Source organism: Actinosynnema sp. CS-041913, from assembly GCF_050942485.1.
Lineage (GTDB): Bacteria > Actinomycetota > Actinomycetes > Mycobacteriales > Pseudonocardiaceae > Actinosynnema.
This window is the reverse complement of record NZ_CP192037.1, coordinates 4,064,274-4,090,333: the sequence shown is the minus strand read 5'-3', so window position 1 is coordinate 4,090,333 and position 26,060 is coordinate 4,064,274. Positions and strand designations below refer to the sequence as shown.

The following is a 26,060-nucleotide window of genomic DNA, read 5'->3' as shown; positions in this document are numbered from 1 at the left end:
CATGACGGCTGCGCTTCCCCAGGACGCGGACGGACTCCGTGCCCGCGCGAAGCTCGCGAAGAAGTGGACCTACCTGCTCAGCTCGCGGACGTTCATCCCGCTCAGCTCCGCCGAACTGGAACGCCACCTGCTCGGCCTGGTGGAACGGCTGTGCGCGGGTGTCGGCAACGAGGCGCTGGCCCACCGGGTCGGGCGCGAGGTGGGCGCGGCGCTGGTGGACCTCAACTGCACCGCGGCGGACGGCCTCCAGTGCTCGGTGGAGGTGGTGGGCAAGGGCCTGCTCGGCATGGCCGGCCTCGGCGGCGGCGACCAGCTCCGGGACCGCGTGGTCGACGTGCTCGCCGCGCTGGCGGCCGGTTTCGCGGACCGCGTCCGGACGGCCACGCTGGAGCAGCAGGAGCAGCTCGGCCGCTCGCTGTACCGGGCGATGCGCCAGGCCCAGGTCGATCTGGAGGTCGGCCAGGCCCGCTACGACCTGGTGGAGGGTTACACGTCGACCGGGATAGCGACCACCGACCTGGCCGGGAAGCTGCTCCGGACGAACGTCGCGCTGGCCCGGATCGTCGACCACACGCAGGCGGAGCTGGCCGACATGTCCGTGTTCGACCTGGCGCACCCGGACGAACGGGCGAACCTGCGCACCGATTTCGCGCAGCTCACCGAGGGCGGCACCACGTCGATCACCCAGCCGCACCGCCTGCTGCGCGCGGACGGCGAGACCGCGTGGGTGACGCTGACCCTGTCGCCGCTGCGCCGGCACGACGGCGGCGACGAGGTGATCGTGCTGGCCGAGGACGACACGGACGTGAACCTGCTGCAGGGCCAGCTCAACCATCAGTCGCTGCACGACGTGCTGACCCGGCTGCCGAACCGCCAGTACTTCACCAGCAGGCTGGAGCAGGCGCTGCGCACGACCGACCCGGCGACCGGCGTCACCGTGTTCCACCTGGACCTGGACGGCTTCTCGCTGGTGACCGGCGGCCTGGGCAGACAGGTCGGCGACCACCTGCTCAAGGTCGTCGCCGCACGGCTGGAGGACGTGGTGGCCGACGAGACCGCGATGGTGGCCCGGTTCGGCTACGACGAGTTCGCGGTCTTGGTGGAGAACACCGACACCACGCCGGACGTGGTGACCATGGTGCGCCGCATCAACGACAGGCTCTCCGAGCCGTTCGACTCGGCCGGCAACCGGATCGCGTGCTCGGCAACCATCGGCGTGGTGCACCGCCCGCCGCCCGACGCGTCGCCGCACGACCTGCTCGACTCGGCGGACCTGACGCTGCGCCGGGCCAAGGGCAACGGCAGGCGGCAGTGGGAGCTGGCGGACCCGACCCGCGACGCGGTGGACCAGCGGATGTTCAGCATGGCCGCGACCATGCCGGGCGCGTGGGCGAACGGCGAGCTGCGGGTCGAGTACCAGCCGCTGGTGCGCCTGGCGGACGAGCGGGTCGTGGCGGCGGAGGTGCTGCTGCGCTGGGCGCACCCGAGGCTCGGGGCCGTGCCGCACGAGCAGTGCCTGGCGCTGGCCGAGGACACCGGCCTGATCGTGCCGCTGGGCACGTGGGTGCTGCGGGTGGCGTGCGAGCAGGCGCGGGCGTGGCGGCGTGAACTGGGCCGCGACGTGCCGGTGCGGCTGTCGCTGACGACGAGCCAGGCGGCGGACCCGGACCTGGTGGGCGCGGTGCGGGACTCGTTGGACGACACCGGGCTGCCCGCCGGGTCGCTGTGGCTGGGCGCTCCCGCCGACGTGGTGCTCGGCGACGGGGAGCCGGCGGACAACCTGCGCATCCTGGCGGAGAGCGGCGTCGGCGTCGAGGCGGACGGCTTCACCGCCGCGCCCGCCGACCTGCTGCGGGTGGCGGACTTCCCGCTGCGCGCGGTGCGGATGTGCCGCCCGCTGACCGACCGGCCGGCGTCGCCGATGGCGAGAGCGCTGGCGAGCCTGCTGGTGGTGGTCCGGGAGGCGGGCGTCGGCGTGTCCGTCACCGGCGTCACGACCCGCGACCAGGCCCGGTGGTGGCAGGAGGTGGGCGCGGACACCGCGTGCGGCTCCCTGTTCGCTCCCGCCGGCCCACCGGACGCGATCTGCTGACCGCCCGCGCTCGTCAGGCCGCACAGCCCGCACGATCAGCCGACCCAACCGCCCGCGTTCGCGACGCCGCACAGCCCGACCAACCGCCCGCGCTCGTCAGACCGCACAGCCCGCCCACCGTTCGCGATCAGCCGACCGATCGCCGACCGTCCGCGCTCGTGAGGCCGCACAGCCGGTCCGCCACCTCCCACAGCTCCTCCTCCCGCGCCCGGTCGTAGGACTCCGCCGAGGACGGGATGGCACGGCCCCGGTCGATGTACGCCCCGCTGTCACCGGGCCGGGGCCCGGTCAGCGTCGCGGCCATGAGCCGCCCTGCCTTGGCCGCGCCGGTCGCGATGGGCGTGGCGCGCAGCAGCCGCCCGACCGCGGCGACGACGGACCGGCTCACCGGGTCGGCGTCCCGGATCAGACCGGTGCCGGGCACGAAGCCGGGGTTGTAGGTGTACACGTCGACACCCTCGGGCAGCCTGCGCCGCAGCGCGTGCACCAGGTACACGACGCCCAGTTTGCTGGTGGCGTAAGCCCGTCGGCCCGCGCGGACACCGCCGTCGCGCGGGGCGGCGATCGTGGCGACGTCGTCCCACTCGGGCGCCGGGATCGCCCCGAGTCCGTACCGCCAGGTCCCGAAGTGGACGTCGCTGCCGACCACGACGATCCGCGCCGGGTTGGCGAACCGGTCGCGCAGCAGGTTCAGCAGCAGGTGGTAGGCCAGCACGTTCACGCCGAAGGTCAGCTCGAAGCCGTCGGCCGTGGCGTTCCGCGTGGACGTCATTGCCCGACGACAACCCCGAACTGCACGACCGGGCGACGCGCAAGTACCAGCGGCTCGTGGAGGGGATGAGCGCGAGCCTGCGCGACCGGGGCACGCCCGAGCCGGCCGCGACCCTCGCGCCGCAAGTCGCGCTCGCCTGCTACCGGACCGGGCGGCGGATGGCCGGGCTGGACCCCGCCGCGCTGCCCGGCGCGGTGGACGCGGCGTTCGAACAGTTGACCGAATCGACCCGCTGAAAACGCCTCTTCCGCGCGAAACGGGCACCCGGATGGACTAGGTTCGGTGCTGTCATGCGACTCATCGGACGGGACCATCCACGCGGGGTGCTGCGCGCCGAGATCGACCGCGCGGCCCAGAGCCACGGCGGGCTGGTGCTGGTGGCGGGCGAACCCGGCATCGGCAAGACCACCCTGGTGACCGGTGCGGCCGAAAAGGCCCGCCGGCAGGGCGCGCTGGTGCTCGGCGGCTCGTGCTGGGACTCGGACTCCGCGCCCGGCTACTGGCCGTGGGTGCAGGTGGTGCGGGCGCTGCGCCGGGCCGCGCTCCCCGAGGAGTGGGCGTCGGTCGACGGGGAGCGGCTGGCCGTGCTGCTCGGCGAGGCGCCGGCCAACCAGGCGCCGGAGAGCTTCCCGCTGTACGACGCGGTGACGTCGGCGCTGGTCGCGGTGTCGCAGCACCGGCCGGTCGTGGTCGTGCTGGAAGACCTGCACTGGGCGGACACCGCGTCGCTGAAGCTGCTGGAGTTCGCCGCGCAGCACACGTGGTTCGAGCGGGTGCTGCTGGTCGGGACCTACCGGGACGCCGAGGTGGAGGCCGACGGCCACCCGTTGCGGCCGTTGATGACCCCGCTGGTCAGCCGCGCGACCTCGGTGACGCTGACCGGCCTCTCGGCGGCCGAGGTCGGCGAGCTGATGGCGAGCACCGCGGGCCGCGAGCCGGACGCCGACCTGGTGGCCGCCGTGCACCAGCGGACCGGCGGCAACCCGTTCTTCGTGGAGCAGACCGCGCGGCTGTGGCAGAGCGGCAACCCGGTGACCGCCATCGCTCCGGGCGTGCGGGACGCGTTGCAGCGCAGGCTCTCCCTGCTGCCCAAGCCGGTCGGCGAGCTGCTCACCGCCGCCGCCGTGCTGGGCCGCGAGTTCCACCGGCGGCTGCTCGCCGCGACGGCCGCGCTGCCCGTGCCGCACGTGGACCGCCTGCTCGACCAGGCCGCGCAGGCCCGGCTGGTGCAGGCGCTCGGCGCGGGCCGGTTCTCGTTCGCGCACGACCTGGTGCGGGAGACCCTGTACGGCTCGCTGGAGGACGTCGACGTCCGGCACGCGGCCGTCGTGGAGGCGCTGTCCGGCGACGGCCGGGCGATGCCCGCCGACCTGGCCCGGCACGCCTACCTGGCGGGCGGCCGACTGCCCGAGGACCGCGTGGTGGACCTGCTGGTCGCCGCCGCGCGGGACGCGAACAGCCGGATGGCGGTGGAGGAGGCCGCCGGCCACTACCGGCGCGCGCTGGAGCGCTCGACCGTGCCGCGCCGCCGGGTGCGGCTGGAACTGGAGCTGGCGCACGAGCTGTTCCACTGCGGAGACCCGGAGGCGTCCGCCGTCCGGTTCGCCGCCGCCGTCGACCTGGCCCGCGACCTGGACGACTCGGAGTCGCTGGCCCGCGTCGCGCTGACCCGGTTCCGGTTCACCGATCCGGACGAGGTCGGGCTGGCCCTGCTGCGCGACGCGCACGCCCGCCTGATCGGCCCGCCGCCGGACGAGCCGGCCGACGTGCTGGCGCGGAGGCTGAGCGTCCGGGTGGCGGAACTCGCCCGCGACGGGCAGGACGACGACGCGCTGGCCGACGGCCTGTGGGCGGCGCACGACACCACGTGGGGCCTGGGCACCGCGGCGCAGCGGCTGGCGCTGACCGACGAGCTGGCGGAACTGGCCCGCCGCACCTCCGACCACAGCTCGGAGAGCTTCGCGTCGTCGCTGCGCTGGGTGGCGCTGGTGGAGCTGGGCGACCCGCGCTACCTGGACCAGTTGCAGGCGTTCGTGGCGCAGTCGGACCGGTGGGCGATGCCGAGGTTCGCCTTCGCGTCGGCGATCGACCAGGCCATCATCGCGACGTTCCGCGGCCGGTTCACCGAGGCGGAAGCGCTGATGGCGCGGGCGGATTCGCTGGGCGCGGCCGAGCACAGCGGGTTCCACATGATGCACGTCCACCTGTGGTGGGCGTTGTGGCTGCTCCAGGGCCGGTTCGACGAGGTGGACAAGCTCGACCTGGACGACTACCCGTACCCCGGCCTGCTGCACGGCCTCACCGCGCTGTCCCGTGGCGACACCGACACGGCGCGCCTGCACCTGGCGACGCACAACCCGAGCGACGACCGCTTCCAGCGGACGTTCGAGCCCCTGTGGCAGCGCTTCCGGGCGCACTTCGCCTACGCCACCGGCGACCGGGTGCTGGCCGCCGAGGTGCGCGCCGAACTCGCGCCCCACCGCGGCCAGTGGCTGGTGTCGATCCACGGCTGCGACATCAGCGGCCCGGTCGACCTGTGGCTGGGATTGGTCGACCTGACGCTCGGACGGTGCGACGAGGCGGTGGAGGAACTGACCGCCGCGCACCGCTCGGCGGAGCTGATGCGCGCCCGGCCGTGGGCCGTGGAGGCGCGGCGGTACCTAGCGGAAGCGCTGCGCGCCAAGGGTTCTCCTTCCGCGACGCTGTCCGCCGAGGTGACCCGTGACGCCGCGGCGCTGGGCATGAGGCACCTGGCGGACCACCGCCCGGCCAACGAGTTCCGCCGCGACGGTGACGTGTGGTCGTTGTCGTACAACGGTTCCACGGCCCGGATGCCGGACTCGAAGGGCTTGCGCGACCTGCACGTGCTGCTGAGCAGCCCGGGTATCCCGGTGCCGGCGGCGAGCCTGCTGGACCCGGACGCGACGCCGTCGGCCCGGCTGGGCGGCGACCCGGTGCTGGACGAGGAGGCGAAAGCCGCCTACCGCCGCAGGCTGGCCGAGCTGGACGACCTCATCGACCGCGCCCCCGACGACGACCGCGCGGCAGCACTGGACCGGGAACGCGCGGCCCTGCTCGACGAACTCCGCTCGGCCGCCGGCCTGGCCGGACGCACCCGCCGCCTGGGCGACGAGGCCGAACGCGCCCGCAAGACCGTGACGGCCCGGATCCGGGACACGTTGCGAAAACTGGACGAACGCCACCCCGGTCTCGCGTCCCACTTGCGGGAACACGTGTCGACCGGCGCGACGTGCGTCTACTCAGGACTGGACCACTTCCGGCTGTAGCGGTTCCCGGTCACCGGTACTTTCGGCACGCGCCCGGCGGCGTGGGATGGCCAGGCGGTCGAGGGTGTCCGCGACCTCGTAGGTGTGGCCGAGGGTGCGGCGCATCCGAGCCGGTATGCCAGGAGGCCGCGCCCGGACGTGACGGGCGCGGCCTCGGCTTACCTTGTCCTGCCTGGCAAACCGGTCACTTCCGGTTGTACAGGCGCATCGTCCACGTGCCGAAGACGAGCGTGAACACCACGCCATAACCCAGCGTCCACACCATCGCCTGCCCGTCGAACCCGCCCGCCATCAGCGCCCGGACCGCCTCCACCAGCTTGGTGATCGGGTTGACGTCCACGAACACCTGCAACCACCCCGGCATGGTGTCCGGGTTGACGTACACGTTGGACAGGAACGTCAGCGGGAACAGCACGAGCATGCTCATGCCCATCACGGACTTCTCGCTGCGCAACAGCAACCCGAACATGGTCCAGATCCAGGAGAACGCGAACGAGAACGCCACCAGCAACGCCACGCCCAGCACGACGCCCACGAACCCGCCCTCAGGCCGGAACCCCAGGATGAGCCCCACGATCATGATCGTGGTCGACGCGAGCACGTACCGCAGCAGGTCGCCCAGGATGTAGCCGACCATCGGCGCGGGCCGCCAGATCGGCAGGGTCCGGAACCGGTCGAACACGCCCTTCTCGATGTCGGTGTTCACCGCCACGCCGGTGTACATCGTGATCATCACGACGCTGGTCACCGTGATACCCGGCAGCAGGTACTGGAGGTACTCCCCCGGCGAGCCGGCCAGCGCGCCGCCGAACAGGTAGGTGAACATCAGGATCATCATCACCGGGAACGCGGTGACGTCGAAGAGCTGCTCCGGCACGTGCTTGATCTTCAGCACGGCGCGCCACCCGAAGGTCAGCGACGCGGACAGCGCGCTCGGTCGCGGCGGCTTGCTGTTCTCCAGCAGCAGGGCCGCCAGGTCCTCCGGCTTGGGCGCCGCCAGGGCCTCGGCCTCCTTCGTGACGGTCATGCCGCCGCCTCCTTCTTGTCGGTCAGGGCCAGGAAGACCTCGTCCAGGCTGGGCTGGCCGAGGGAGAAGTTGTCCACGGTGATGCCTTCGCGCGCCAACTGCGCCAGCGCCTCGGCGGCCTGTTCGGTGGCCCGCCCGGTCAGCCGGGCGGTCAGCGCGACCGGGTCCGCGTCGAGCTGCACGTCCGCGTCGAGCACCCGCGTCAGCAGGGCCTGGGCGTCGGGCCGCTGGTGGGCGTCACGCAGGCGCAGGTGCACCGCGCCGACCCCGACGGACGCCTTCAGCTCGCCCTTGGTGCCCTCGGCGATGACCTTGCCGTGGTCGATGACCGCGATGCGGGACGCGAGCTGGTCGGCCTCGTCCAGGTACTGCGTGGTCAGCAGCACGGTGGTGCCGTGCGCGACGACCGCCCGCACGATGTCCCACACCTGGTTGCGGCTGCGCGGGTCCAAGCCCGTGGTCGGCTCGTCCAGGAACAGCAGGCGCGGCGTGTTCAGGATGCTCGCCGCGATGTCCAGCCGCCGCCGCATACCGCCCGAGTAGTGCTTGACCTGCTTGGCGGCGGCTTCGGTGAGCCCGAACGCGTCCAGTAGCTGGGCGGCGCGCTCCCGGGCGTGCCCGCGGGAGTGGCCGGTGAGCCTGCCGAGCAGGATCAGGTTCTCGGTGCCGGTCAGGTCCTCGTCGACGGACGCGTACTGGCCGGTGAGGCTGACGAGCTGCCGGACGGCGTTCGGATCGGCGCGCACGTCGTGACCGAACACCCGCGCCTCCCCGTCGTCGGGTCGTAGCAGGGTGGCCAGCATCCTCACCGTGGTCGTCTTGCCCGCGCCGTTGGGCCCGAGCAACCCGTAGACCGCCCCGGCCGGCACGGTGAGGTCGACACCGTCCACCGCACGGGTGTCGCCGAAGATCTTCACCAGTCCCGAGGTTTCGATCGCGTTCACTTCATTGTCCTTTCTCACGAGACGTAAGGCTGCCGACGGCGCGCGTCGCGCAACGCCGTCGCCCACCAGGTCAACTGGTCGAGCATCGCGGTGGCCGCCTGGCGGCGGCGCTCGGTGTCCAGCTCGTCGTCGTCCAGCAGGTTCACCCCGACGCCGTTCCGCATGGTCATGACGTGCAGTTCGGTGAAAACTGTCCGGAGCTGCTCGACGGCGTACACCCCCTCCGACCGGTAGCCGTAGGAGACGAACCCGGCGGGCTTGGCGTGCCACTCGTCGTAGGCGTAGTCGATCGCCTGCTTGAGGGAGGCCGGGAAGCTGCGGTTGTACTCGGGCGTGACGACGACGAACCCGTCCGCCCACGCGATCCGCGCGACGAACCGCCGCATCGCCTCCGTCGGCTGGTCGGGGTACGACGGCGGGAAGTCGTAGTCCCCCAGGTCGACCAGCCCGACCTCGACCTCGGCCCGCTGCCCGGCCAGTTCGGCGACCCACCGCCCGATCCCGTCGCCGACCCGGCCCTGGCGCGTGCTGCCGATGATCACGGCAATCCGCAACGGCTGCATCCCGCACCTCCTCACACCCGATAGGCGCGAGACCGCCGCCGGCCGGCCGCTAGGCCGGATCTGGCAACCGTCCGGACGACCGCCTCGCACACCGGCCGGCAACCGAAAAGGGCGGCTCACCGAGATCAACTCGGCGAGCCGCCCTCAGGAACGACGGAGATCAGATACGACAGGTGTCCAGCGAGCTGACCAGGATCGCCCGCGCCCCCACCCGCCACAGCTCGTCCATGATGAACGGCGCGTCGTCACGGGGCACCAGCGACCGCACGGCCACCCAGCCCTCCCGCGCCAGCGGCGAGACGGTCGGCGACTCGATGCCCGGCACCAGCTTGAACGCCTCTTCCTGCGTGCTCACCGGGCAGTCGAAGTCCAGGATCACGTACCGGCGGGCGATCAGCACGCCCTGCAACCGCCGGTGCAGGATCTCCACCGACCGCAGCGCGCCGGGCGTCTCCTCCACGGTGTCGCCCTGGATCAGCACGGCCTCGGACTTCAGAATCGGCTTGCCGAACGTCTCCAGCCCCGAGGTCTTCAGCGTGGTCCCGGTCTCCACGACGTCGGCGATGGCGTCGGCCACCCCCAGCTCCACGGCCGTCTCGACCGCGCCGTCGAGCCGTACGAGCTTCGCCTTGATGCCGTGCTCGGCCAGGTGGTTGTCGACCAGGTTCGGGTAGCTGGTCGCGATCCGCTTGCCCTCCAGCCCCGCCGAGTCGGAAATGCCCCCGGGCTTCGACGCGAAGAAGAACGACGCCTTGCCGAAGCCCAACGGGAGGATTTCCTTCGCGGACACGGTGGAATCGAGCAGCAGGTCCCGGCCGGTGATGCCGACGTCCAGCGAGCCCTCCCCGACGTACACCGCGATGTCCCGGGGCCGCAGGAAAAAGAACTGCACATCATTCGCCGGATCGGCCACGATCAGCTCGCGCCCCGACCGATGGACCCGGTACCCCGCTTCGGCCAGCATTTGCGCCGCGGGAGCACTCAAAGAGCCCTTGTTTGGCAGGGCGAAGCGAAGAGGAGCCATGCCGCGAAGTCTCCCACATCGCGCCGGGACGCCCTGACCTGGGGCCGACGTAGTGTCCCACCTATTGGAACCAGGCCGGTCGTGCGCCGCCCCGGGCCTGCCGCCGGCCCGCCGCGCACTGCCACACCTTGCGCACAACGCGAGAAGACATCGGCTTTCCGGTGCGGCATGCTCGGATTCGGGAGCGGCTGCCGGAAATATCCGGCGAGCCACCCACCGACGTGTCCGAATACACCTCGGGCTATTCGCCGCTATTCGCGCGGGAGGACATACATGGACGTGCTCACGGCGCTTACCGCGACCGGTGACGACGTCGACCGGATGGTCGCCGACCTCGCTCCCGACAAATGGTCGCGGCTTACCCCGGCCCCCGGCTGGACGGTCAAGCACCAGATCGCCCACCTGACCGCGATCTTCGCGCTGGCGGGTTTGGCAGCCGCCGACGGCGACCGGTTCCGCGCGCTGTTGTCGAGCCTGTCCGACGACTTCGACGCGAACGTGGACGCCGCGATGGCGCCCCACCTGGCGTTGGACCCGGACGCCCTGCTCGCCCGCTGGCAGCAGACCAGGGCCACCGCGATCGGCGCGCTGGCCGCCGTCCCGCCCGACGCCGCGGTGCCGTGGCTGGTGAACCCGCTGCCGCCGCAGGTGTTGGCCAGTGCGGGCCTGATGGAGCTGTTCGGTCACGGTCAGGACATCGCCGACGCGCTGGGCGTGCACCGCGACTGGGACGACCGCCTCGGCCACCTGGTCGGCTTCGCGGTGCGGACCAAGGACTTCGGCTACCTGGCCCGCGGCGAGCAGCCGCCCGCCGACGAGTTCCGGTTCGAGATCACCGCGCCCTCCGGCCAACGCTGGGACTTCGGCCCGGAGGACGCCGACCAGCGCGTCGAAGGCCCGGCGGTGGACTTCTGCCTGCTCGTCACCCGCCGCCGCCACCACGCCGACCTGGCGCTCAAGGCCCACGGCGACCTCGCCACCCGGTGGCTGGAGATCGCGCAGGCCTACCGGGGTCCGGCGGGCGAGGGCCGCCGACCGGGCCAGTTCGCCGACTAGCGGCACGACGAACCGGCCGGCGCGCCCGAGCACGGTCACCTCGGACCGGAGGGCTTCGCGTCCCGGTCAGCTTGCTTCGCTCGTCGACCACCAGGTCGCGGAGCCGACGGTCTCGAAGCCGAGCGAGTCGTACAACGGCTTGCCCGCCACGGCGGAGGACAACGTCATGGGCCGGTCATCGACCTCGTTGAGCACCACATGCATCAACGCCCGCCCGACACCACGCGACCGGTGCTCGGGCAGGGTCGTCACCCAGTACACCCCGGCCGCCGACTCGTCCACAATGGTCAGACAGGCGCCGGCGACCTCACCGTCCCGCCGGACGATGTGGAACCGAGCCTCGCCGTAGTCCAGGAACGCGACCGGGAACGCCTCGCCCGCCGTGAAGCCCGGCAACGGGAACCCGTCGAGCACGGTCCGTTCGGCGACGGCCAGTTCTTCGGCGGTGGTGACGCGCGTGACGTCCAGCGCGGGTTCGGGCAACGGCTCGGGGCGGCGGACCATCACCGGCAACGGCCGGGGCGCGAGCCGCCACGGCGTGCCGTCGACGGTGCTGAACGGGTCTTCGACGGTGACCCGGCCCCGGGCGCCCGCTACCAACTCGGCGATCGCGGTGACGTCGTCGGCCTCCGGGTCGGGTCCGAGCACGAGGACGCGGAGCAGTTTCGGGCCGTTCATGGCGAGGAAGCCGGGCCTGCGGATCAACTCCTGGCCGCGGACGCGGGCGAGGGCGGTCAGCAGGACTTCGGCGTTGTGCGTGGCGAGTCGGAGGGAGGTGGAGGCGACGACCGTCATGATCGGGACCATATGACGCGGGTCGGCGCTTCGACCACCGAATAGCCGACGTGATCGACTCGATGCCGGTGACCCCGGTCGGTCGGCGGGCCACACCACGTGTGCGGTGGCGTCCCGGCCGGTGAGGAAGCACAGAACTGAACGCCACCGGCCCGACGCCGACCTTCACCCGTGCCGCTTGGTCCCGGCCAGCAACTGGTCGAACGGCACCACGTCGCTGAAGCGGTCGGCGGGCTTGGCCGGCGCACGGCCCGCCAGCAACCCGGCCAACTCGCCCGCCGCGCGGTCGATCCGGTCCGACAAGCCCTGCGGCGAGCCCCAGTCCGAGGACGCCGCGTACACACCGGTCGGGACGACGTTCGCCTTCAGGTAGGCGAACAGCGGTCGCAGGGCGAAGTCCAGCACCAGCGAATGCCGCTCCGTCCCACCGGTCGCGCCGATGAGCACCGGCTTGCCGGCCAACGACTCCGACTCCAGCACGTCGACGAAGGACTTGAACAGCCCGCTGTACGACGCGTTGAACGTCGGGGTCACCACGATCAGCCCGTCGGCCCCGACGACGTCGTCCACCACGGCCTTCAACCGCGCACTGGGGAACCCGGTCACGAGGTTGTCCGCCACGTCCCGCGCGACATCGCGCAGGTGCACCGGACGCAGCTCCACCGGCAGCACGGCCCCGACCCCGGCGGCGAGCCGGTCGGCCAGCAGGTGGCTGGACGACGGCTCGCTCAGCCCGGCCGACACCACCGCGAGCGTCGTCATCGGACCGCCGCCGTCAGCAGCGAGCCGTGCGTCGGGGCGTCCGGGACGTCCGCCGGGCGGCCGGCGGCGAACTCGCGCCGCAGCTCGGGCACGATCTCGCCGAGCAGGTCGAGCTGTTCCAGCACCGTCTTCAACGGCAGGCCGGCGTGGTCCATCAGGAACAGTTGCCGCTGGTAGTCGCCGAAGTGCTGCCGGAAGGTCAGCGTCTTGTCGATGACCTCCTGCGGACTGCCCACGGTCAGCGGCGTCTGGGCGGTGAAGTCCTCCAGGGACGGACCGTGGCCGTAGACCGGCGCGTTGTCGAAGTACGGGCGGAACTCGCGCACCGCGTCCTGCGAGTTGCGGCGCATGAAGACCTGGCCGCCGAGGCCCACGATGGCCTGCTGCGCGGTCCCGTGCCCGTAGTGCTCGAAGCGCTCCCGGTACAGGTTGATCAGCCGCATGAAGTGCTCTTTGGGCCAGAAAATATGGTTCGCGAAGAAGCCGTCGCCGTAGTACGCGGCCTGTTCGGCGATCTCCGGGCTGCGGATCGAGCCGTGCCACACGAACGGCGGCACGCCGTCCAGCGGGCGTGGCGTCGACGTGAAGGACTGCAACGGCGTGCGGTGCTTGCCTTCCCAGTCCACGACGTCCTCCCGCCACAGCCGGTGCAGCAGGTGGTAGTTCTCGATCGCCAGGTCGATGCCGTCGCGGATGTCCTTGCCGAACCACGGGTACACCGGCCCGGTGTTGCCGCGACCCATCATGAGGTCGACCCGGCCGTCCGCCAGGTGCTGGAGCATCGCGAAGTCCTCGGCGATCTTGACCGGGTCGTTCGTGGTGATCAGCGTGGTCGCGGTGGACAGGATCAGCCGCTCGGTGCGCGCGGCGAGGTAGCCGAGCATCGTGGTCGGCGAGGACGGCACGAACGGCGGGTTGTGGTGCTCGCCGGTGGCGAACACGTCCAGGCCGACTTCCTCGGCCTTCAGCGCGATCGCGACCATGGCCTTGATGCGCTCGGCCTCGGTCGGCGTCCGCCCCGTGGTGGGGTCGGGCGTCACGTCGCCGACGGTGAAGACCCCGAACTGCATAGCCGCTCCCCGATCCAAGTAGTTGCACTTTCAATTACTTGGAACAGTACCCCGACCGTGACTATTCCGCCGTTGCCGGGTGGCGCGGACCACGCAAAGGTGTGTGCCACGGGTCACCGACTGGGGGTGTCGCGTCGACGAAGCCGAGTCCGCACCCCGAAGAGAGCAACCGCGTGCGACTGGCCTGTCGGCGCGCAGAGGAGGTCGTGGACATCTTGGCACCGCATGAGCCGGGCCGGCGGGACGTGCACGTGAGACCCGGGTTCGCGTGGCGCGAGGTCGGTGTCGTGGTGGCGGTGCAGGTGGTGGTGCTGACCGCGTTGTCCGACCGGTACGGCTTCCACCGCGACGAGCTGTACTTCCTGGCCGCCGGCGACCACCTGGCGTGGGGCTACGTGGACCAGCCGCCGTTGACCCCGTTGCTGGCCAGGGTCTTCTCCGCGGTGTTCGGCCAGACCCCGTTGGGCATCCGGATCGCGGCGACGCTGCTCGGGGCCGCGACGGTGGTCGTCGTGGCGTTGATCGCCCGGGAGCTGGACGGCGGGCGGGGCGCGCAGGTGCTGGCCGCGGCGGCGACCGCGCTGTCCGGGTTCATCCTCGGGGTCACGCACATGCTGTCGACCGCGACCGCGGACCTGCTCCTGTGGGTGGTGATCGGGTACTTCTTCGTGCGCCTGCTGCGGTCCGGGGACGGGCGCTGGTGGGTGCCGATCGGCGCGGCCGTCGGAGTCGCGCTGACCAACAAGTGGCTGGTGCCGCTGCTGTTGTTCTCGCTCGGCGTCTCGCTGCTGTCGGTCGGTCCGCGTCGGGTGCTGTGGAACCGGTGGCTGCCGGTCGGCGTGCTGGTGGCGGGGGTGATCGTGGCCCCGGTGCTGGTGTGGCAGATCCGGCACGACCTCCCGCTGGTGACGGTGGCGGGCGGCATCAGCTCGGCGGACGGCGGCGAGAACCGGGCGCTGTTCGTGCCGATGCAGTTGGTGTACCTGTCGCCGTTCCTGGTGCCGGTGTGGGTGGCCGGGTTCCTGCGGCTGTGGCGGGACGACCGGCTGCGGGCGGTGGCGTTGGGCTACCCGGTGCTCTGCGCGGTGACGCTGATCGCGGGCGGCAAGGCGTACTACACCATGGCGTTGTTGGTGGTGCTGGTCGCGGCCGGGGCGGAGCCCGCCGTGCGCTGGGCGGCCCGGCGACGGGCGTGGGCGGTCAGCGGGGCGGTGGTGGGCGCGGCGATGTCCGTGCTGATCAGCCTGCCGGTACTGCCGGCGTCCGCGCTGGGCCCCGTGCTGGCGGTGAACCCGGAGGCGGGTGAGCAGGTCGGGTGGCCGGAGCTGACCGCCGCCGTGGGCCGGGTGTGGGCGGGAATCCCGCTGGAGCATCGCGATACGGCGGTGGTCTTCGCCCGGAACTACGGCCAGGCGGGCGCGATCGCCCGGTACGGGCCGGAGAACGGGCTGCCCGAGCCGTATTCCGGGCACATGTCCTATGCGGACTGGGGCCCGCCGCCGGACTCGATGACCGGGCCGGTCGTGGTGGTCGGCAACCGGAACCCGGTGTTCACCAACTGCCGGGTGGTCGAGATCCACCGCGCGCCGATCGAGAACGAGGAGGACGGCACGGACATCGCGCTGTGCTCCGCGCCGACGTGGTCGAAGGCGTGGCCCTCGCTGCGCCGGTTCTACGGCTAGGTTGTTACCTGAACATGGCATTCATTAGCATGACCGCGTGAACGTCACCCAGGACCACGACGCGCCCGCGCGGGACTTCAGCCGTTACCTCACCGCCCGCCTGCTGTCCGTCGCGGGCTCCCTGGTCTCGGTCGTCGCGCTGCCGGTGCTCGTCTACCAGCTCACCGGCTCGCCCGGGTGGACCTCGGCCGTCGCGATGGCGGAAGCGTTGCCGTACCTGGTCTTCGGGCTGCTCGCGGGCGCGGTGGCGGATCGGGTCGACCGGCGGCGGCTGATGGTGGCGATGGACGTCGTGGTGGCGGGCGGGCTGGTCACCGTCCCGTTGGCGTGGTGGGCCGGGGTGCTGACCGCGCCGCACGTGGTGGTCGTGGCGTTCCTCGCGCAGACCGCGTTCGTGTTCTTCGACGCGGCCAACTTCGGCGCGCTGCCTTCGTTGGTGGGCAAGGCGAAGCTCACCGCCGCGTACGCCAAGCTGTTCGGCCGGTCCACGATGGTGGAACTCGTGGTGCCGGGCGCGGCCGGTCTGCTGGTCGCGACGATCGCGCCGGCCGACCTGCTCGCCGTGAACGTGGTCACCGCCGCCGGCTCGGCCATGCTGATCCGGGCCATCCGGGGCGCGCTGTCAACCCCGCGCGCGGACGCCACCACGCTGGCCCGGGACATCGGCTCCGGGCTGCGTTTCCTGTGGCGGCACCCCATCATCCGCACGCTGACGCTGGTCGGCGCGACGCACTCGGCGGCGGCGGGCGCGTGGGTGGCCATGCTGGTGCCGTGGGCGGACCGGGTGCTGGGTGTCGCGCCCTCCGGCGATCCGCGGCTGGCGGCGCTGTTCAGCTCCTGGGGTGTGGGCGCGCTGCTCGCGTCCCGCCTGCTGCCACGGCTCACGGAACGGTGGGGCGGCGCGCGGCTGGCGCTGGCCGGGCTGCCGCTCTCCCTGCTGTGTGCGGGCTCCGCGCTGCTGAGCACCCACTGGGCGCCCGCCTGCGCGGCGGCGATCGCCTGGGGCACCGCGCACTCGACCGTCGTGCTGAATGCGATCACCTACCGCCAGCGGATGTGCCCGCCGGAACTCCAGTCCCGGGTCAACACGACGGCCCGGATGCTGTCGTGGGGCCTGGGTCAGCCCGCCGGCGCGGCGCTGGCCGGCGGGGCGGCCGTGCTCGCCGGTCCGCGGGCCGGGCTCGCCGCGGGCGGCGCCGTGCTGCTGGTCGGGGTCGTCCTGGCCTGGGCGACCCCGACCCTGCGGCGCGCGGCGAGGACCGCTAGCGCGAATTAGGCCATTTCCAGCGGAATCCGTAGCTGCCCGGACCGAAATCGAGCGCCACGCCCAGCAGCGAGCCGCCCGCGTCCATTTCCACCGGGCGGACGTCTTCCACCTGTCCGTCCGATTCGCGGTACTGCACGCATTCCACCGGACGCGCCAGTGGGTCGAATGCGATTTCCAGCACGTATTCGCGCACCGGCAGCCGGAACCGCCGGCCGCAGGTCGTCGCCAGCGGGTAGGGCGGGCGGTTGACCAGTTCGTGCTCGATGACGATGCTGTCGCCCCGGCGCAGCGCCCGGTCGAACAGCAGTTCGGCCACCACCAGGCCGGCGGCCGGGTGCGCGACCAGCCGGCCCACGGTGCAGTGCCGCAAAGGTCTGAGCAGCGGCAACTGCCGTTCCGGCTGATCGACGTGCACGATGGCCACCCAGCGGTCCGCGCCGTCGGCCTCCGCCCGCAGCACGTGCCGGGAGCGGGTGCCGCGTTCGCCGCGGTCCGCGCCCACGGTCACGAAGTCGTGCTGGCTCAGCCGGGTCAGCCGCCCGTCCCAGCTAGTGTCCACCTGCCGGATGGCCCAGTCGACCTGGTCCGGTTCGGGCCACAGGGCGCTGATCGGGATCGGCTGGGCCGGCACCCGCTTGAGCCACCGGCCGCGCGGCCGGGGCGGTCCCAGCAAACTGGCGAGATAGCCGCTGGGCAGATCCAGTATTTCCTCCAAGTGGCCGATGGCGGCCAGCGACGAGCGGCGTTCCGGGCGGCTGCGGCCCGACTGCCAGTAGCTCAAGGTCGCCAGGCTGACCTTCACGCCCTGCTGCGCCAAGTGCTCGCGGATGCGTTCCAGCCCCAGCCCGCGCTCCGCGATGGCGGCGCGTAAGGCGCCGGCGAATGTGTCCGTTCTGGTTGTGTCCATAGCAACTCCCCCTTGCTGCCCCGCACAACGTTATTGCGCGAAGGGGTACCGGGGGAATGGGCTTATGGGCACTTTCTTCGTGCGGATGCAGGGTGGTGTCCCCTAGCCGACCACGAAGAGCACCAGTGGAACGTCCTCTTCTCCGCCCCTGACAAGGGCTTTCACCGCGTCGTCCGCGAACCCGGCGACCGCGCAGCAGCGCAAGTCCAGTGCGGCCCCTACGAGGTACAGGTTCTGCACCGCGACGCCCGCGTCCAGGTGGACGGTGCGGTAATGCCGAGGACCGTATTTGGCCAGCCCCGGCCCCATCCGTCCGGTTAGGACGAGCACCGTGTGGGCGCGGCGGGCGAACTCCTCCTGGGCGAACACGCCGGTCAGCTCGGCCGATCCGGTCTCGCACAGGGCGTGCGGCTCCCGGAGGTACTCGAACACCTTGCCGTCCACCACAACGTGGACCCGCAGCGACGGCAGACCGCCCGCCGTGGGGTTCATGCCGAGGACGTGCGGCGGCACGTGCCGCTGCACCCCCACGGCGTGGTGGAGCAGCGTGCCGAGGTCCTGTCGGCTCAACGGCCGATAGGAGTAGCGCGATCGGCGGGACCGCAACGCGTCCGCCAGCGTCATCGGCAGGTCGGCCGGTTCCGGCAGCGCGATCACAGGAACGGCGGCGGGTCGAGGACGAGGGATTCGGTGTTCCCCCAGCGTGGCAGGCCGAGGTAGCGGAACGCGGCGGGCGCGTTGGGCACCAGCCCGGTCGCGCACACCCGCACCACCCGCAGGCCGGCCTCGGCGACGTCCTCCGTGGTCAGATCGACGGTCGCGATCCGGTTGCCCGCCAAGCCCTCCTCCAGGTCGGCGAGATTCCCTCGCGGGTGGACTGTCGTCATGCGCCGTGGCCGGGTGAAGCGGTGCAACAGTTCCGCCTGCACCCTCGGGTCGAGCCACACCTGCACCTGGGCGCCGAGGTCGCGCACCCTGGCGTAGTCCTCGCCCGCGTCGTCGCGGTAGCGGCGGTCGGCGCGGTGCGGCAGGTAGAGGCCTTCGGCCAGCAGGCCCGCCTTGATGGAGCGGAACACCCAGCCGTCCTCGTCCAGCAGGCCCTGTGTGAAGACCCAGGTGTGCACGGCCTCCAGCACGGCTTTCGTGCACGCCTCCACCGGGTCGAACCGCGCCGCGCCGCCACCCGCGACGATCCCGGTGGTCCGGTCCACCACGACCGCCCCGACGCACCACACCGGGTGCTCGGTCGGCAGTTCCACCAAGTGGACGTCCAGCGGGCAGTCGGCCAGCTCGGCGGCCAGGCCCGGGACGTCCTCCACGGCGATGCCGGTGGTCGGCGCGCCGAGGTGCCACCAGCGCTCCAGCGCGTCGCGTTCCACCAGTTCGAGCAGCGCGCGGGTGTACGCGTCCTCGGCGCTCACCCCGGTGGCGATGCCCGCGTAGTTCAAGTGGTGCAGCCGCGGTTCCGTTCTCCGCTCGCCCGAGTGGTAGTTCAGATAGACCCACGAGGCGGGAAGGAGGCATATTTCACCTGATTCCTCGCCTGCCACCCACGCGATCGGCAGGTCGTCGGTGAACGGTCGATAGGGGAATCCCTTGGCGGCGTGTTGCGAAGAGGTGAAGAACGGCAGGTCGGCAGGGCCGAAATGGCGGATTCCGGCGGATTCCAGTTCGGCGGCGGTCGCGGTGCGGAGACCGGGCGGAACCCGGTTGCCGCAATACCGTTCCACCGCTTCGCCCACCGCCGCCGCGCGGGCCGCGTCCACGTCCCCGAACGTCGTGCCGAGGCTGACCCGGTCGGCCGGCCACGCGCCGAGCCGCCGCGCGTCGGCCACCTCCGCCGTGACGGCCCGGTAGCGGCGCGGCACGCCGGGCACCGGGGCGACGTCCACCAGTCTGCGCACGATCCCGGTCAGCGGGTCCACCAGCAGGGGCGCGGTCACGATGCGATCTCCTCGGGTAGTGCGGCGGCGGGGACTTCGCCCGAGCCGGCGGGGTGCCACGGGATGCGGGCCTCGGCGTGGCGGACCTGCCGCAAGCTGGGCTTGAGCACCACCGCCGTGACGGGGTCTTCGCCGGTGTGCGGGTTGCGGGCGTGCCGTGGCCAGTGGTGACCGGCCACTTCGATGCGGAGCCTCGTGCCTTCGGCGATGGTCAGGCCGATCGGAGGGAGGTCCAGGGTCACCTCCCGCGGCACGCCCGGCTCGTGCCGGTGGCGTCCGATCGCGTGCGCGAGGTGGATGCCGTCGAGGGACAGGCGCACCACCCAGTCCGCATCGGGCACGTCGGCCACCACGGTCAGCGAAACCGTTGTGCCGCCGCGGAGTTCACCCGCCGGCAGCGGCGGCGTGAGCAGGACGGCGCCGGGGTCGTCGGTGATCGGCGCGCCGGGCGGGACCGAGCGGAACGGGTGTTCGGGGTCGGCGTGGAAGTCGCCCACGACGATGTCCAGGTCGACTGCCGTGGTGGCTCCGGTGTGCCGCCGCCAGCCGTCGACCGCGTAGAAAGCCTTGTCGCCGTGGAGGTTCCCGATGGCCCGAGCCCACGCCGCGTAGAGGGAGCCGACGCGACGGCCGGCGAGCGCGGCTCCGGGGTCGTCGGCGTCGAGTTCGTGCGCCCACGGCCCCAGGACGAGCCTGGTGGGGCCGCCCCAGTGGCGCGCGAGGCGTTCGGTGTCGGCGGCGAACGGGTCGCGCAGCCCACCGACGGCGAGGAGCGGCATCTTCAGGCGCGGCAACGCCTTCCACAACTCGTGGGTGCGTTCCGGGGCGGACCAGAGGTCGTCCCAGCCGTCGACCAGCCCGATCACCGGGGTGCGGGCGAGGTCGGTGGAGACGGCGGTCGCCGCGTGCTCGCCCCACCAGCCGACCCGGCACGCCAGCCGGGCCGCGCCGCCGGGTTCGCGGGCGGTCTCACCGAGTCCCAGCGCGGGCACGGCGGCGAGCACGCCGACCACCGCGTCCGGCCGGGCGATGGCGGCGGTGACCGCGCAGTACGCGGCATAGGACGACCCGGCGGTGATGACCCGGCGGAAACCCATGCGCCGCAACGCGTCGACGACGGTCGCGCCGTCCACCGCCTCGCACCGGTACGGACGGAACGCGCCGGACGAGCCGTGCCGGCCGCGCACGTCGCCCACCACGCAGGAGAACCCGCGCCCGGCCCAGGCCGCCGCCTCGGCGAAGTGGTGGTGCCGCCCGTACGGGGTGCGTATCAGCACCACCGGGGCGTCGCGGTCGACCGCGACGAGGGTGTGCGCGAGCCCCGCCACGGTGAAGTCACGGCGCACTGGCGGGCACCGGCAGCACCGGGTGGTCGGCGATCGCCCCGGTGTCGAGGTCGAGCACGCGCAGCCGGCGGTGGGCCGGGACCACGTCAGGCGTCAGGGAGTTGCCCGACGCGGGCACGCCGGTCGCCCAGCGCGCGAGGTCCTTGGCCGCGAGCGCGGCGACCAGCAGGAGTTCGGCCGGGTCCGGGGTCTCGTCGCCGAGCACGGCGTGCTCCCCCGCCCAGTAGGCGGCGAGGTGCCGGTGCCCGGAGCCGGCCGCGGCGAGGCGGCGGGCCCGCACGTCCCGGTGGGACACGCCGATCGGCTCCAGCAGCACGTGCCTGCCCTCGCGGCTGATCCGCTGCCACCCGATGCCGTGCCCGGCGAGGGCGTCGAACTCCACCCACCGCTCGGGGGCCGGGCCGTCGTGCCACGCGCACAGCGCGGCCGGCCGCGCGTCGAGCACCGCGTCGAGGTCCGCGTCCGGTGGCAGCACCACGGGTTTCGCGCCCGCCCGGCGCAGCGCGTCGGAGATCTCCGGGCGGTGGTCGGACAGCACGGCCACCGTGCGGCGGCCGACCGGCCAGGTCGGGCGCGGGCCGAGGTGCCCGGCGTGGTCGAACGCGGCCAGCTCCGGCGGGACCGGCGCGTCGGCCCTGGTGAGCGCCGCGCGGACGCCGCCGATCGCCTCGTCGGACAGGGCGATGGCGAACAGCTCGCCCGCCGCGTCCCGCAGCACCGCGCCGGACGGGCCGGTGAACAGCGCCGTGCCGGGTTTCAGGGTTTCCACGCGCACCTCCGGGGAAAGGGGTCCGGGGCCGCCGGAGTGGCGGCCCCGGAGTCCGTCACTCGTCGTCGCCGCCGTCGAACGGGTTCTCGACCAACGCGTTGCTGTGCGTGGCGGAGTTGTGCGGCAGCAGGCGCTCGTCCTCGACGTTCACGAAGATCTGGTCCATGGACGTCTCCTCTCTCTCGTTTCTCGGTGTTGGTCGGATCGACCACCACCAACCTAATCTGGAACGACAACCATTTTCAATACCCCATTGGTCGTGATCCACAGCACCTGCCCCGCGACGCCGTACACGTCGTGCAGCAGATCGGCGTCGACCACTTCGGACGGTGCGCCGTCGGCGTGCACCACGCCTTCCTTCAAGGCGACGACCCGGTCCGAGTACCGCGCCGCCTGGCCCAGGTCGTGCAGCACCGACACCACCGTCAGCCCGCGCTCCCGTTGCAGGTCGCGAACCAGGTTGAGAACGTCGATCTGGTGGCGGATGTCCAGGTAGGTGGTGGGCTCGTCGAGCAGCAGGATCGGCGCGTCCTGGGCCAGGGCGAGGGCGAGCCGGACGCGTTGGCGCTGACCGCCGGAGAGGCGTTCGACCGGGGTGTCGGCCCATTGCGCGACTTCGGTGTCCCGCAAGGCCTGTCGCACCTGGTCGTCGTCCGACTCGCCGAGCATCCCGAGTGGACCCCTTGCGGCGTAACGGCCTTGGCGCACGAACTGGCGGACGGTCAGGCCCTGCACGTACGGGGTGGCCTGCGGCAGCAGGGCTATCCGGCGGGCGATGTGCCGGCGTGACAGGTCCGCCATCGGCCTGCCGTCGAGCCGGACGCCGCCGTCCTGCGGCGCGAGCAGCCCGGCCAGGACGCGCAGCAGCGTCGTCTTGCCGCTGCCGTTCTGCCCGAGCAGGCTGAGCCACTCCCCCGCGCCCACCGCCAGGTCGACGCCCTTCAGCACGGCGTGCTCGCCGAACCGGACGTGCACGCCCTCGGCGCGCAGTGGTGTCACCCGATCCCTCCAGTTCTGCGTGCCACCAGGATGAGCACACCCGCGCCGAGCAACGCCGTGATCGCTCCGGCCGGGACGTGGACGAGCTGGCCGACGGTGTCCGCCGCCGCCACGGCAGCCGCCCCGGTCAGCGCGGCGGCCGGTATCACGTGTTTGTGCGCCGCTCCGACGAGGCGGCGTGCGGCGTGCGGCGCGAGCAGCCCCACGAACGCGGTGGCGCCGACCGCCGCGACCGCTCCCGACGTCGCCAACGCGGCCAGGAGCAGGACCGTGCTGCGCCAGGGGACCACGGCGAGCCCGACGGCGTGCGCGTGATCGTCGTCCACGGCGAGGACGTCCAGCACGCCGCCGAGGGCCGTTGCGGTCGCCAGGACCACGAGCAGGATCGGCCAGAGCGGCGCGAGGTGTTCCCACGTGCGTCCCACCAGCGAGCCGAGCAGCCACCGCGACACCGCGCCCGCCAACTGGGGACGTGCGGTGAGGAGGACGAGGGTCGTGCCGACCAGCACGGCCGAGACGACCACACCGCGCACCGCCACATCACCGGACGCGCCCGCCAGCACCCACAGCACCCCGCCGCCGACGACCCCGCCGACGAGGGCCGCCCCGGCCATCGGCAGCGGCTGGGCGGCAACGCCGCCGATGACCGACGCGACCACCGCACCGAGCACCGCGCCCGAGCCCACGCCGGTGATCTCCGGGGACGCGAGCTGGTTGCGGACGGCGGATTGGAGGATCGCTCCGGCTGTGCCCAGGCAGGCACCGGCGCAGAGGCCGACGAGGACCCGTGGGGCCCGCAACTCCACCACGACCATCCGCGCGTGGCCGTCGTCGCCGAACAACGCACCCAGCGTCGCGTCGGTCGACCCGACGCTGACCTGGGCCAATGCGCAGAGCACGACGAGCAGGAACAGCGCGCACAGCCGCCACCACGCTCGCCCACGACCGCGGGGACCGTTCGACTTCATGCGCGTCTCCGCACCAGCAGGCCCACCGCCACCGCCGCGAGTGCCGTCAGACCGCCGACCGGCAACTCCACCGGGTACAGCACGGTCCGCGCGACGAGGTCCGCGACCACCACCACGAGCGCACCCAGGAAAGCCGTCACCCCCAGTGAGGGCCGCCCGATCCGGGCCGCCAGCCGAGGCGCGAAGAACCCGACCCACGCCACCGGACCCGCCGGCCCGACCACCACGGCGACCAGCAGCGACGCCACCCCGAGCACGGCCATCCGCACCCGCCCCGGCCGCAGGCCGGCCGACAGCGCCTCGTCGTCCCCCAGCCGCAGCACCCGCACCCGGGGCAGCACGAAGACCACCGCCGGCACCGCGAGCGCCAGCCCGACCGCCACCGGGCCGAGCGTCCGCCACGTCGTCCCGGTCAACGAGCCCAGCAGGTAGCGCACGAGCACGCCCTGTTCCCGCGAGTCCGTCATCGCGGTCGCCGCCAGCATCACCGCCTGGCAGGCCGAGCCGACCGCCGCGCCGATCAGCAGCACCGCCGCCGGCCCGGTCGCGCCCCGCACCGCCAGCAGCGTCACCGCGCCACCGACCGCCGCGCCGATCAGCGCAGGCGTGAACGGCGCGCCCGGCACCGCGATCCCGAACGCCACACAGGTCCCCACGGCGGCGGCGGCCCCGCTGGACACGCCGAGCAGTTCCGGGACGGCGAGCGGGTTGCGCAGCGACTCCTGCAACAGCAGACCCGCCGTACCCAGGCACGCCCCGGCGATCGCACCCAGCAGCAGCCGGGGGACGCGGAGCTGCCACACGACGACGTGTTCCAGCTCGGTGCCGGTGAACAGCACGACCGGTCGGCCCAGCATCAGCGAACCGACCACCGCCGCCACCGCGACGGCCACGAGCAGCCTCAAGCGGGTACCTTCGCCAGCGCCTCGTCCACGACCGCCGACAGGCTGCGCAGGCCACGGCCCGCGCCCCACAGCTTGGCGTGCATCTCGTGCACACCCTGCCGCTGCACGGCCGGGATCTGCTGCCACACCGGGTTCTCCGCTAGCTGACTGCTCAACGTCCTGTCGTCGGAGGAGAACAGCAGCGAGTACACGAAGATCACGTCGGGCTGCTTCGCGAGCAGTTCCTCGATGCTGTAGCTGCTCGCCGTGTCCGCGTCGGTTCCCTTGGCGGGGAACGGGTAGGCGAACAGCAGACCGAGCAGGTGGCCCTTGAGCGACGACGTGGTGTCGACGCCGATCGAGTCCACGCTGCCGTACATCAGCAGCACCTTCCTCGCCGACTGGCCGTTGCCGTGCGTCTTGGCGACCGCGTCGGCGAAGTGCCCGCGGAACCTCTCCTCCGCCCGCACGGCCTGGTCGGTGCGGCCGGTCAGCGCGCCCAACGCCCGCAGGTAGCCGACGGACTCCTCCCACGTGGCGGGCTCGGCCGTCCACAGTGGAGCGAACTTCTCGATGGCGGGCCGGAGGGCGTCGTGCACGCCGGGCAGGCCGATCACGAGGTCCGGCTTGAGGCCGGCGATGGCTTCGACGTCCTCGCTGCCGAACGTGCCCGGCACGACCGGCACCGCCTTGCCCGCGTCGCCGAGCAGCGCCGGGTGCGTGATCAGCGTCGGGTTGCTGGTGCCCGCCGGGGTGAGGCCGAGGTCGGTCACCAGGTCGTCGCACAGGCCGTTGAGGCAGACGATCCGCTCGGCGGGCTCGGCGAGGGTGACGTTCTGACCGTGCGGGTCGGTGATGCTCAGCGCCGCCGCCAACGGCGCGGCGGTGCGCACGACCGGCGTGGCCTGCGGCGTCTCCTCGGCGGGAGCGGTGGAGCAGGCGGCGAGCAGTCCGGCGGCGGCGAGCAGTGCGAGTGTCCTCATCGGGCGTCCTCCAGCCAGGCGAGCAGGGTGGCGGCGTCCCGGCGGAACGCCTCGGGCGAGTCGTCGGGGACGAACTCCAGCACCACGTGCCGGTCGCGGCCGTCTTCGGCGAGGAGGTTCAGCAGGGGCTGCCACAGGTCCGCGCGGGCGCTCAGCGGGAGGCGTTCGGTGAAGCCGTCCGGGCCCCAGGAGAACGCGTGCACGGCGGCCAGCCTCGGCAGCAGCGCCGTCACCTCGGTCAGGCAGTCCCGCACGTCCGGGGCCTCGCGCGGCTGCCAGTGCGCCACCAGGTCCACGTCGTCCAGCAGCCGCACGGCCGAGCCGAGTTCGTCGGTGAGCGACTCGACGTGGTGCTCCGCGGTCACGGCGATGCCGCGCCCGGCGGCCGACTCGGCACAGCGGCGCAGGTCGTCGGTGATCACCGCGCGCTCGGCCGGCCCGACGTCGGCCGAGCCCTTCACCCCCGCCCACACCCGGATGCGGGGCGCGCCGAGGGCTTCGGCGGTCGCGAGCACGGGCGCGAAGTCGGCCGGGTCGCTCGCACCGGGCTTGTAGTACGAGCCGTAGGTGCCGACGGCCAGGCCGTTCTCCCGGCACAGCCGGGCGGCACGAGCCGCGCCCGCCAGGTCGCCCGGCGGCACGTGGACGTCACCGCCCCACTCGACCACCCCCAACCCGGCGTCGGCGGCGAGACCGACGACTTGCTCGACCGGTCTGTCCCGGAAGGTGACCGAAGCCAATCCTGCGGTGATCATGGGCGCCCTTCACTCGGCTAGGTAAGGGTGCCATACTTACTGAATATGAGAGTCGTTATCAAGCCCAAAATGGGGGACGCCGGTTCGCGTCGGCCGGGTCAGCCGCGAGCGACCACCACGGTGCTGTCGCCTCTCGGCGCCCGACTTCGAGGGTGCGGAAACCTG

Annotated in this window: 25 protein-coding genes; 6 read left to right on the top strand and 19 right to left on the bottom strand. The window is 72.6% G+C overall.

Going from position 1 to position 26,060, the window contains the following annotated elements; all coding sequences use genetic code 11:
* The first annotated feature begins 1 nt into the window (after position 1).
* Positions 2 to 2,092 (top strand): putative bifunctional diguanylate cyclase/phosphodiesterase, encoded by a 2,091-nt coding sequence (locus tag ACQPZF_RS19285; protein WP_433273522.1) that lies wholly within the window; start codon positions 2 to 4, stop codon positions 2,090 to 2,092.
* A gap of 127 nt (positions 2,093 to 2,219) precedes the next feature.
* Here the strand turns inward: ACQPZF_RS19285 and ACQPZF_RS19280 are convergent, their stop codons facing one another.
* Positions 2,220 to 2,864 carry a hypothetical protein gene (locus ACQPZF_RS19280; RefSeq protein WP_433273521.1) on the bottom strand — a complete coding sequence of 215 codons (645 nt, stop codon included), beginning with the start codon at positions 2,862 to 2,864 and terminating at the stop codon, positions 2,220 to 2,222.
* On the opposite strand from ACQPZF_RS19280, the gene ACQPZF_RS19275 reads away from it, so the two are divergent.
* Both ACQPZF_RS19275 and ACQPZF_RS19270 read left to right on the top strand, forming a co-directional pair.
* Positions 2,864 to 3,100, top strand: coding sequence for a hypothetical protein (locus ACQPZF_RS19275; RefSeq protein ID WP_433273519.1), 237 nt, complete (start codon positions 2,864 to 2,866; stop codon positions 3,098 to 3,100). The genes ACQPZF_RS19280 and ACQPZF_RS19275 overlap by 1 nt on opposite strands.
* Before the next feature lie 54 nt (positions 3,101 to 3,154).
* Entirely contained in the window at positions 3,155 to 6,151 is a 2,997-nt protein-coding gene (locus ACQPZF_RS19270) for an ATP-binding protein (RefSeq protein WP_433273517.1), read from the top strand.
* Positions 6,152 to 6,335: 184 nt separating this feature from the next.
* Here ACQPZF_RS19270 and ACQPZF_RS19265 read toward each other — a convergent pair whose 3' ends face one another.
* The 4 genes from ACQPZF_RS19265 to hisG all read right to left on the bottom strand — a co-directional run bounded on the left by ACQPZF_RS19265 (position 6,336) and on the right by hisG (position 9,709).
* Complete coding sequence (locus ACQPZF_RS19265) at positions 6,336 to 7,178, bottom strand: ABC transporter permease (RefSeq protein WP_433273515.1); 843 nt, start codon at positions 7,176 to 7,178, stop codon at positions 6,336 to 6,338.
* The gene (locus ACQPZF_RS19260) at positions 7,175 to 8,122 is read right to left on the bottom strand and encodes an ATP-binding cassette domain-containing protein (protein ID WP_433273513.1); all 948 of its coding nucleotides are present in this window, start codon (positions 8,120 to 8,122) and stop codon (positions 7,175 to 7,177) included. Before ACQPZF_RS19260 ends, ACQPZF_RS19265 begins: the two co-directional genes overlap by 4 nt.
* Before the next feature lie 14 nt (positions 8,123 to 8,136).
* Positions 8,137 to 8,685: an NADPH-dependent FMN reductase gene (locus ACQPZF_RS19255; protein WP_433273511.1), complete on the bottom strand. Its 549-nt coding sequence runs from the start codon at positions 8,683 to 8,685 to the stop codon at positions 8,137 to 8,139.
* A gap of 160 nt (positions 8,686 to 8,845) precedes the next feature.
* Positions 8,846 to 9,709, bottom strand: a complete 864-nt coding sequence (gene hisG / locus ACQPZF_RS19250) for an ATP phosphoribosyltransferase (protein ID WP_433273509.1) — start codon at positions 9,707 to 9,709, stop codon at positions 8,846 to 8,848.
* A gap of 273 nt (positions 9,710 to 9,982) precedes the next feature.
* Here hisG and ACQPZF_RS19245 point away from each other — a divergent pair, with 273 nt between their 5' ends.
* Positions 9,983 to 10,765: a TIGR03084 family metal-binding protein gene (locus ACQPZF_RS19245; RefSeq protein ID WP_433273507.1), complete on the top strand. Its 783-nt coding sequence runs from the start codon at positions 9,983 to 9,985 to the stop codon at positions 10,763 to 10,765.
* Positions 10,766 to 10,831: 66 nt separating this feature from the next.
* Here the strand turns inward: ACQPZF_RS19245 and ACQPZF_RS19240 are convergent, their stop codons facing one another.
* From ACQPZF_RS19240 to ACQPZF_RS19230, 3 genes are all read right to left on the bottom strand, one after another.
* Positions 10,832 to 11,560, bottom strand: coding sequence for a GNAT family N-acetyltransferase (locus ACQPZF_RS19240; RefSeq protein ID WP_433273505.1), 729 nt, complete (start codon positions 11,558 to 11,560; stop codon positions 10,832 to 10,834).
* A 165-nt stretch (positions 11,561 to 11,725) separates the two neighbouring features.
* Complete coding sequence (locus ACQPZF_RS19235) at positions 11,726 to 12,322, bottom strand: FMN reductase (RefSeq protein WP_433273503.1); 597 nt, start codon at positions 12,320 to 12,322, stop codon at positions 11,726 to 11,728.
* Complete coding sequence (locus ACQPZF_RS19230; protein WP_433273501.1) at positions 12,319 to 13,392, bottom strand: LLM class flavin-dependent oxidoreductase; 1,074 nt, start codon at positions 13,390 to 13,392, stop codon at positions 12,319 to 12,321. The genes ACQPZF_RS19235 and ACQPZF_RS19230 overlap by 4 nt, the downstream gene beginning before the upstream one ends.
* A gap of 206 nt (positions 13,393 to 13,598) precedes the next feature.
* Between ACQPZF_RS19230 and ACQPZF_RS19225 the strand changes: the two genes are divergently transcribed.
* A complete protein-coding gene (locus ACQPZF_RS19225) occupies positions 13,599 to 15,074 on the top strand; it encodes a glycosyltransferase family 39 protein (protein WP_433273499.1) in 1,476 nt (491 codons plus the stop codon).
* Between the two features lie 37 nt (positions 15,075 to 15,111).
* Positions 15,112 to 16,350 carry an MFS transporter gene (locus tag ACQPZF_RS19220; protein WP_433273497.1) on the top strand — a complete coding sequence of 413 codons (1,239 nt, stop codon included), beginning with the start codon at positions 15,112 to 15,114 and terminating at the stop codon, positions 16,348 to 16,350.
* Here the strand turns inward: ACQPZF_RS19220 and ACQPZF_RS19215 are convergent.
* The 11 genes from ACQPZF_RS19215 to ACQPZF_RS19165 form a co-directional block, all read right to left on the bottom strand.
* The gene (locus ACQPZF_RS19215) at positions 16,337 to 17,248 is read right to left on the bottom strand and encodes an XRE family transcriptional regulator (RefSeq protein ID WP_433273495.1); all 912 of its coding nucleotides are present in this window, start codon (positions 17,246 to 17,248) and stop codon (positions 16,337 to 16,339) included. The genes ACQPZF_RS19220 and ACQPZF_RS19215 overlap by 14 nt on opposite strands.
* 102 nt (positions 17,249 to 17,350) lie before the next feature.
* Positions 17,351 to 17,905, bottom strand: a complete 555-nt coding sequence (locus tag ACQPZF_RS19210) for a nitroreductase family protein (RefSeq protein WP_433273493.1) — start codon at positions 17,903 to 17,905, stop codon at positions 17,351 to 17,353.
* Positions 17,902 to 19,191 (bottom strand): YcaO-like family protein, encoded by a 1,290-nt coding sequence (locus ACQPZF_RS19205; RefSeq protein ID WP_433273492.1) that lies wholly within the window; start codon positions 19,189 to 19,191, stop codon positions 17,902 to 17,904. The genes ACQPZF_RS19210 and ACQPZF_RS19205 overlap by 4 nt, the downstream gene beginning before the upstream one ends.
* Positions 19,188 to 20,537 carry a CocE/NonD family hydrolase gene (locus ACQPZF_RS19200; protein ID WP_433273490.1) on the bottom strand — a complete coding sequence of 450 codons (1,350 nt, stop codon included), beginning with the start codon at positions 20,535 to 20,537 and terminating at the stop codon, positions 19,188 to 19,190. Before ACQPZF_RS19200 ends, ACQPZF_RS19205 begins: the two co-directional genes overlap by 4 nt.
* Positions 20,527 to 21,306 carry a hypothetical protein gene (locus ACQPZF_RS19195; protein ID WP_433273488.1) on the bottom strand — a complete coding sequence of 260 codons (780 nt, stop codon included), beginning with the start codon at positions 21,304 to 21,306 and terminating at the stop codon, positions 20,527 to 20,529. The genes ACQPZF_RS19200 and ACQPZF_RS19195 overlap by 11 nt, the downstream gene beginning before the upstream one ends.
* 55 nt (positions 21,307 to 21,361) lie before the next feature.
* The gene (amiA, locus tag ACQPZF_RS19190; protein ID WP_433273486.1) at positions 21,362 to 21,472 is read right to left on the bottom strand and encodes a streptamidine family RiPP; all 111 of its coding nucleotides are present in this window, start codon (positions 21,470 to 21,472) and stop codon (positions 21,362 to 21,364) included.
* A gap of 53 nt (positions 21,473 to 21,525) precedes the next feature.
* Positions 21,526 to 22,305, bottom strand: a complete 780-nt coding sequence (locus ACQPZF_RS19185; RefSeq protein WP_433273484.1) for an ABC transporter ATP-binding protein — start codon at positions 22,303 to 22,305, stop codon at positions 21,526 to 21,528.
* Entirely contained in the window at positions 22,302 to 23,273 is a 972-nt protein-coding gene (locus tag ACQPZF_RS19180; RefSeq protein WP_433273482.1) for a FecCD family ABC transporter permease, read from the bottom strand. The genes ACQPZF_RS19185 and ACQPZF_RS19180 overlap by 4 nt, the downstream gene beginning before the upstream one ends.
* Positions 23,270 to 24,178: a FecCD family ABC transporter permease gene (locus tag ACQPZF_RS19175; RefSeq protein WP_433273480.1), complete on the bottom strand. Its 909-nt coding sequence runs from the start codon at positions 24,176 to 24,178 to the stop codon at positions 23,270 to 23,272. The genes ACQPZF_RS19180 and ACQPZF_RS19175 overlap by 4 nt, the downstream gene beginning before the upstream one ends.
* Positions 24,175 to 25,140 (bottom strand): ABC transporter substrate-binding protein, encoded by a 966-nt coding sequence (locus tag ACQPZF_RS19170; RefSeq protein WP_433273478.1) that lies wholly within the window; start codon positions 25,138 to 25,140, stop codon positions 24,175 to 24,177. The genes ACQPZF_RS19175 and ACQPZF_RS19170 overlap by 4 nt, the downstream gene beginning before the upstream one ends.
* Entirely contained in the window at positions 25,137 to 25,895 is a 759-nt protein-coding gene (locus ACQPZF_RS19165) for a sugar phosphate isomerase/epimerase family protein (RefSeq protein ID WP_433273476.1), read from the bottom strand. Before ACQPZF_RS19165 ends, ACQPZF_RS19170 begins: the two co-directional genes overlap by 4 nt.
* Between the last annotated feature and the right edge of the window lie 165 nt (positions 25,896 to 26,060).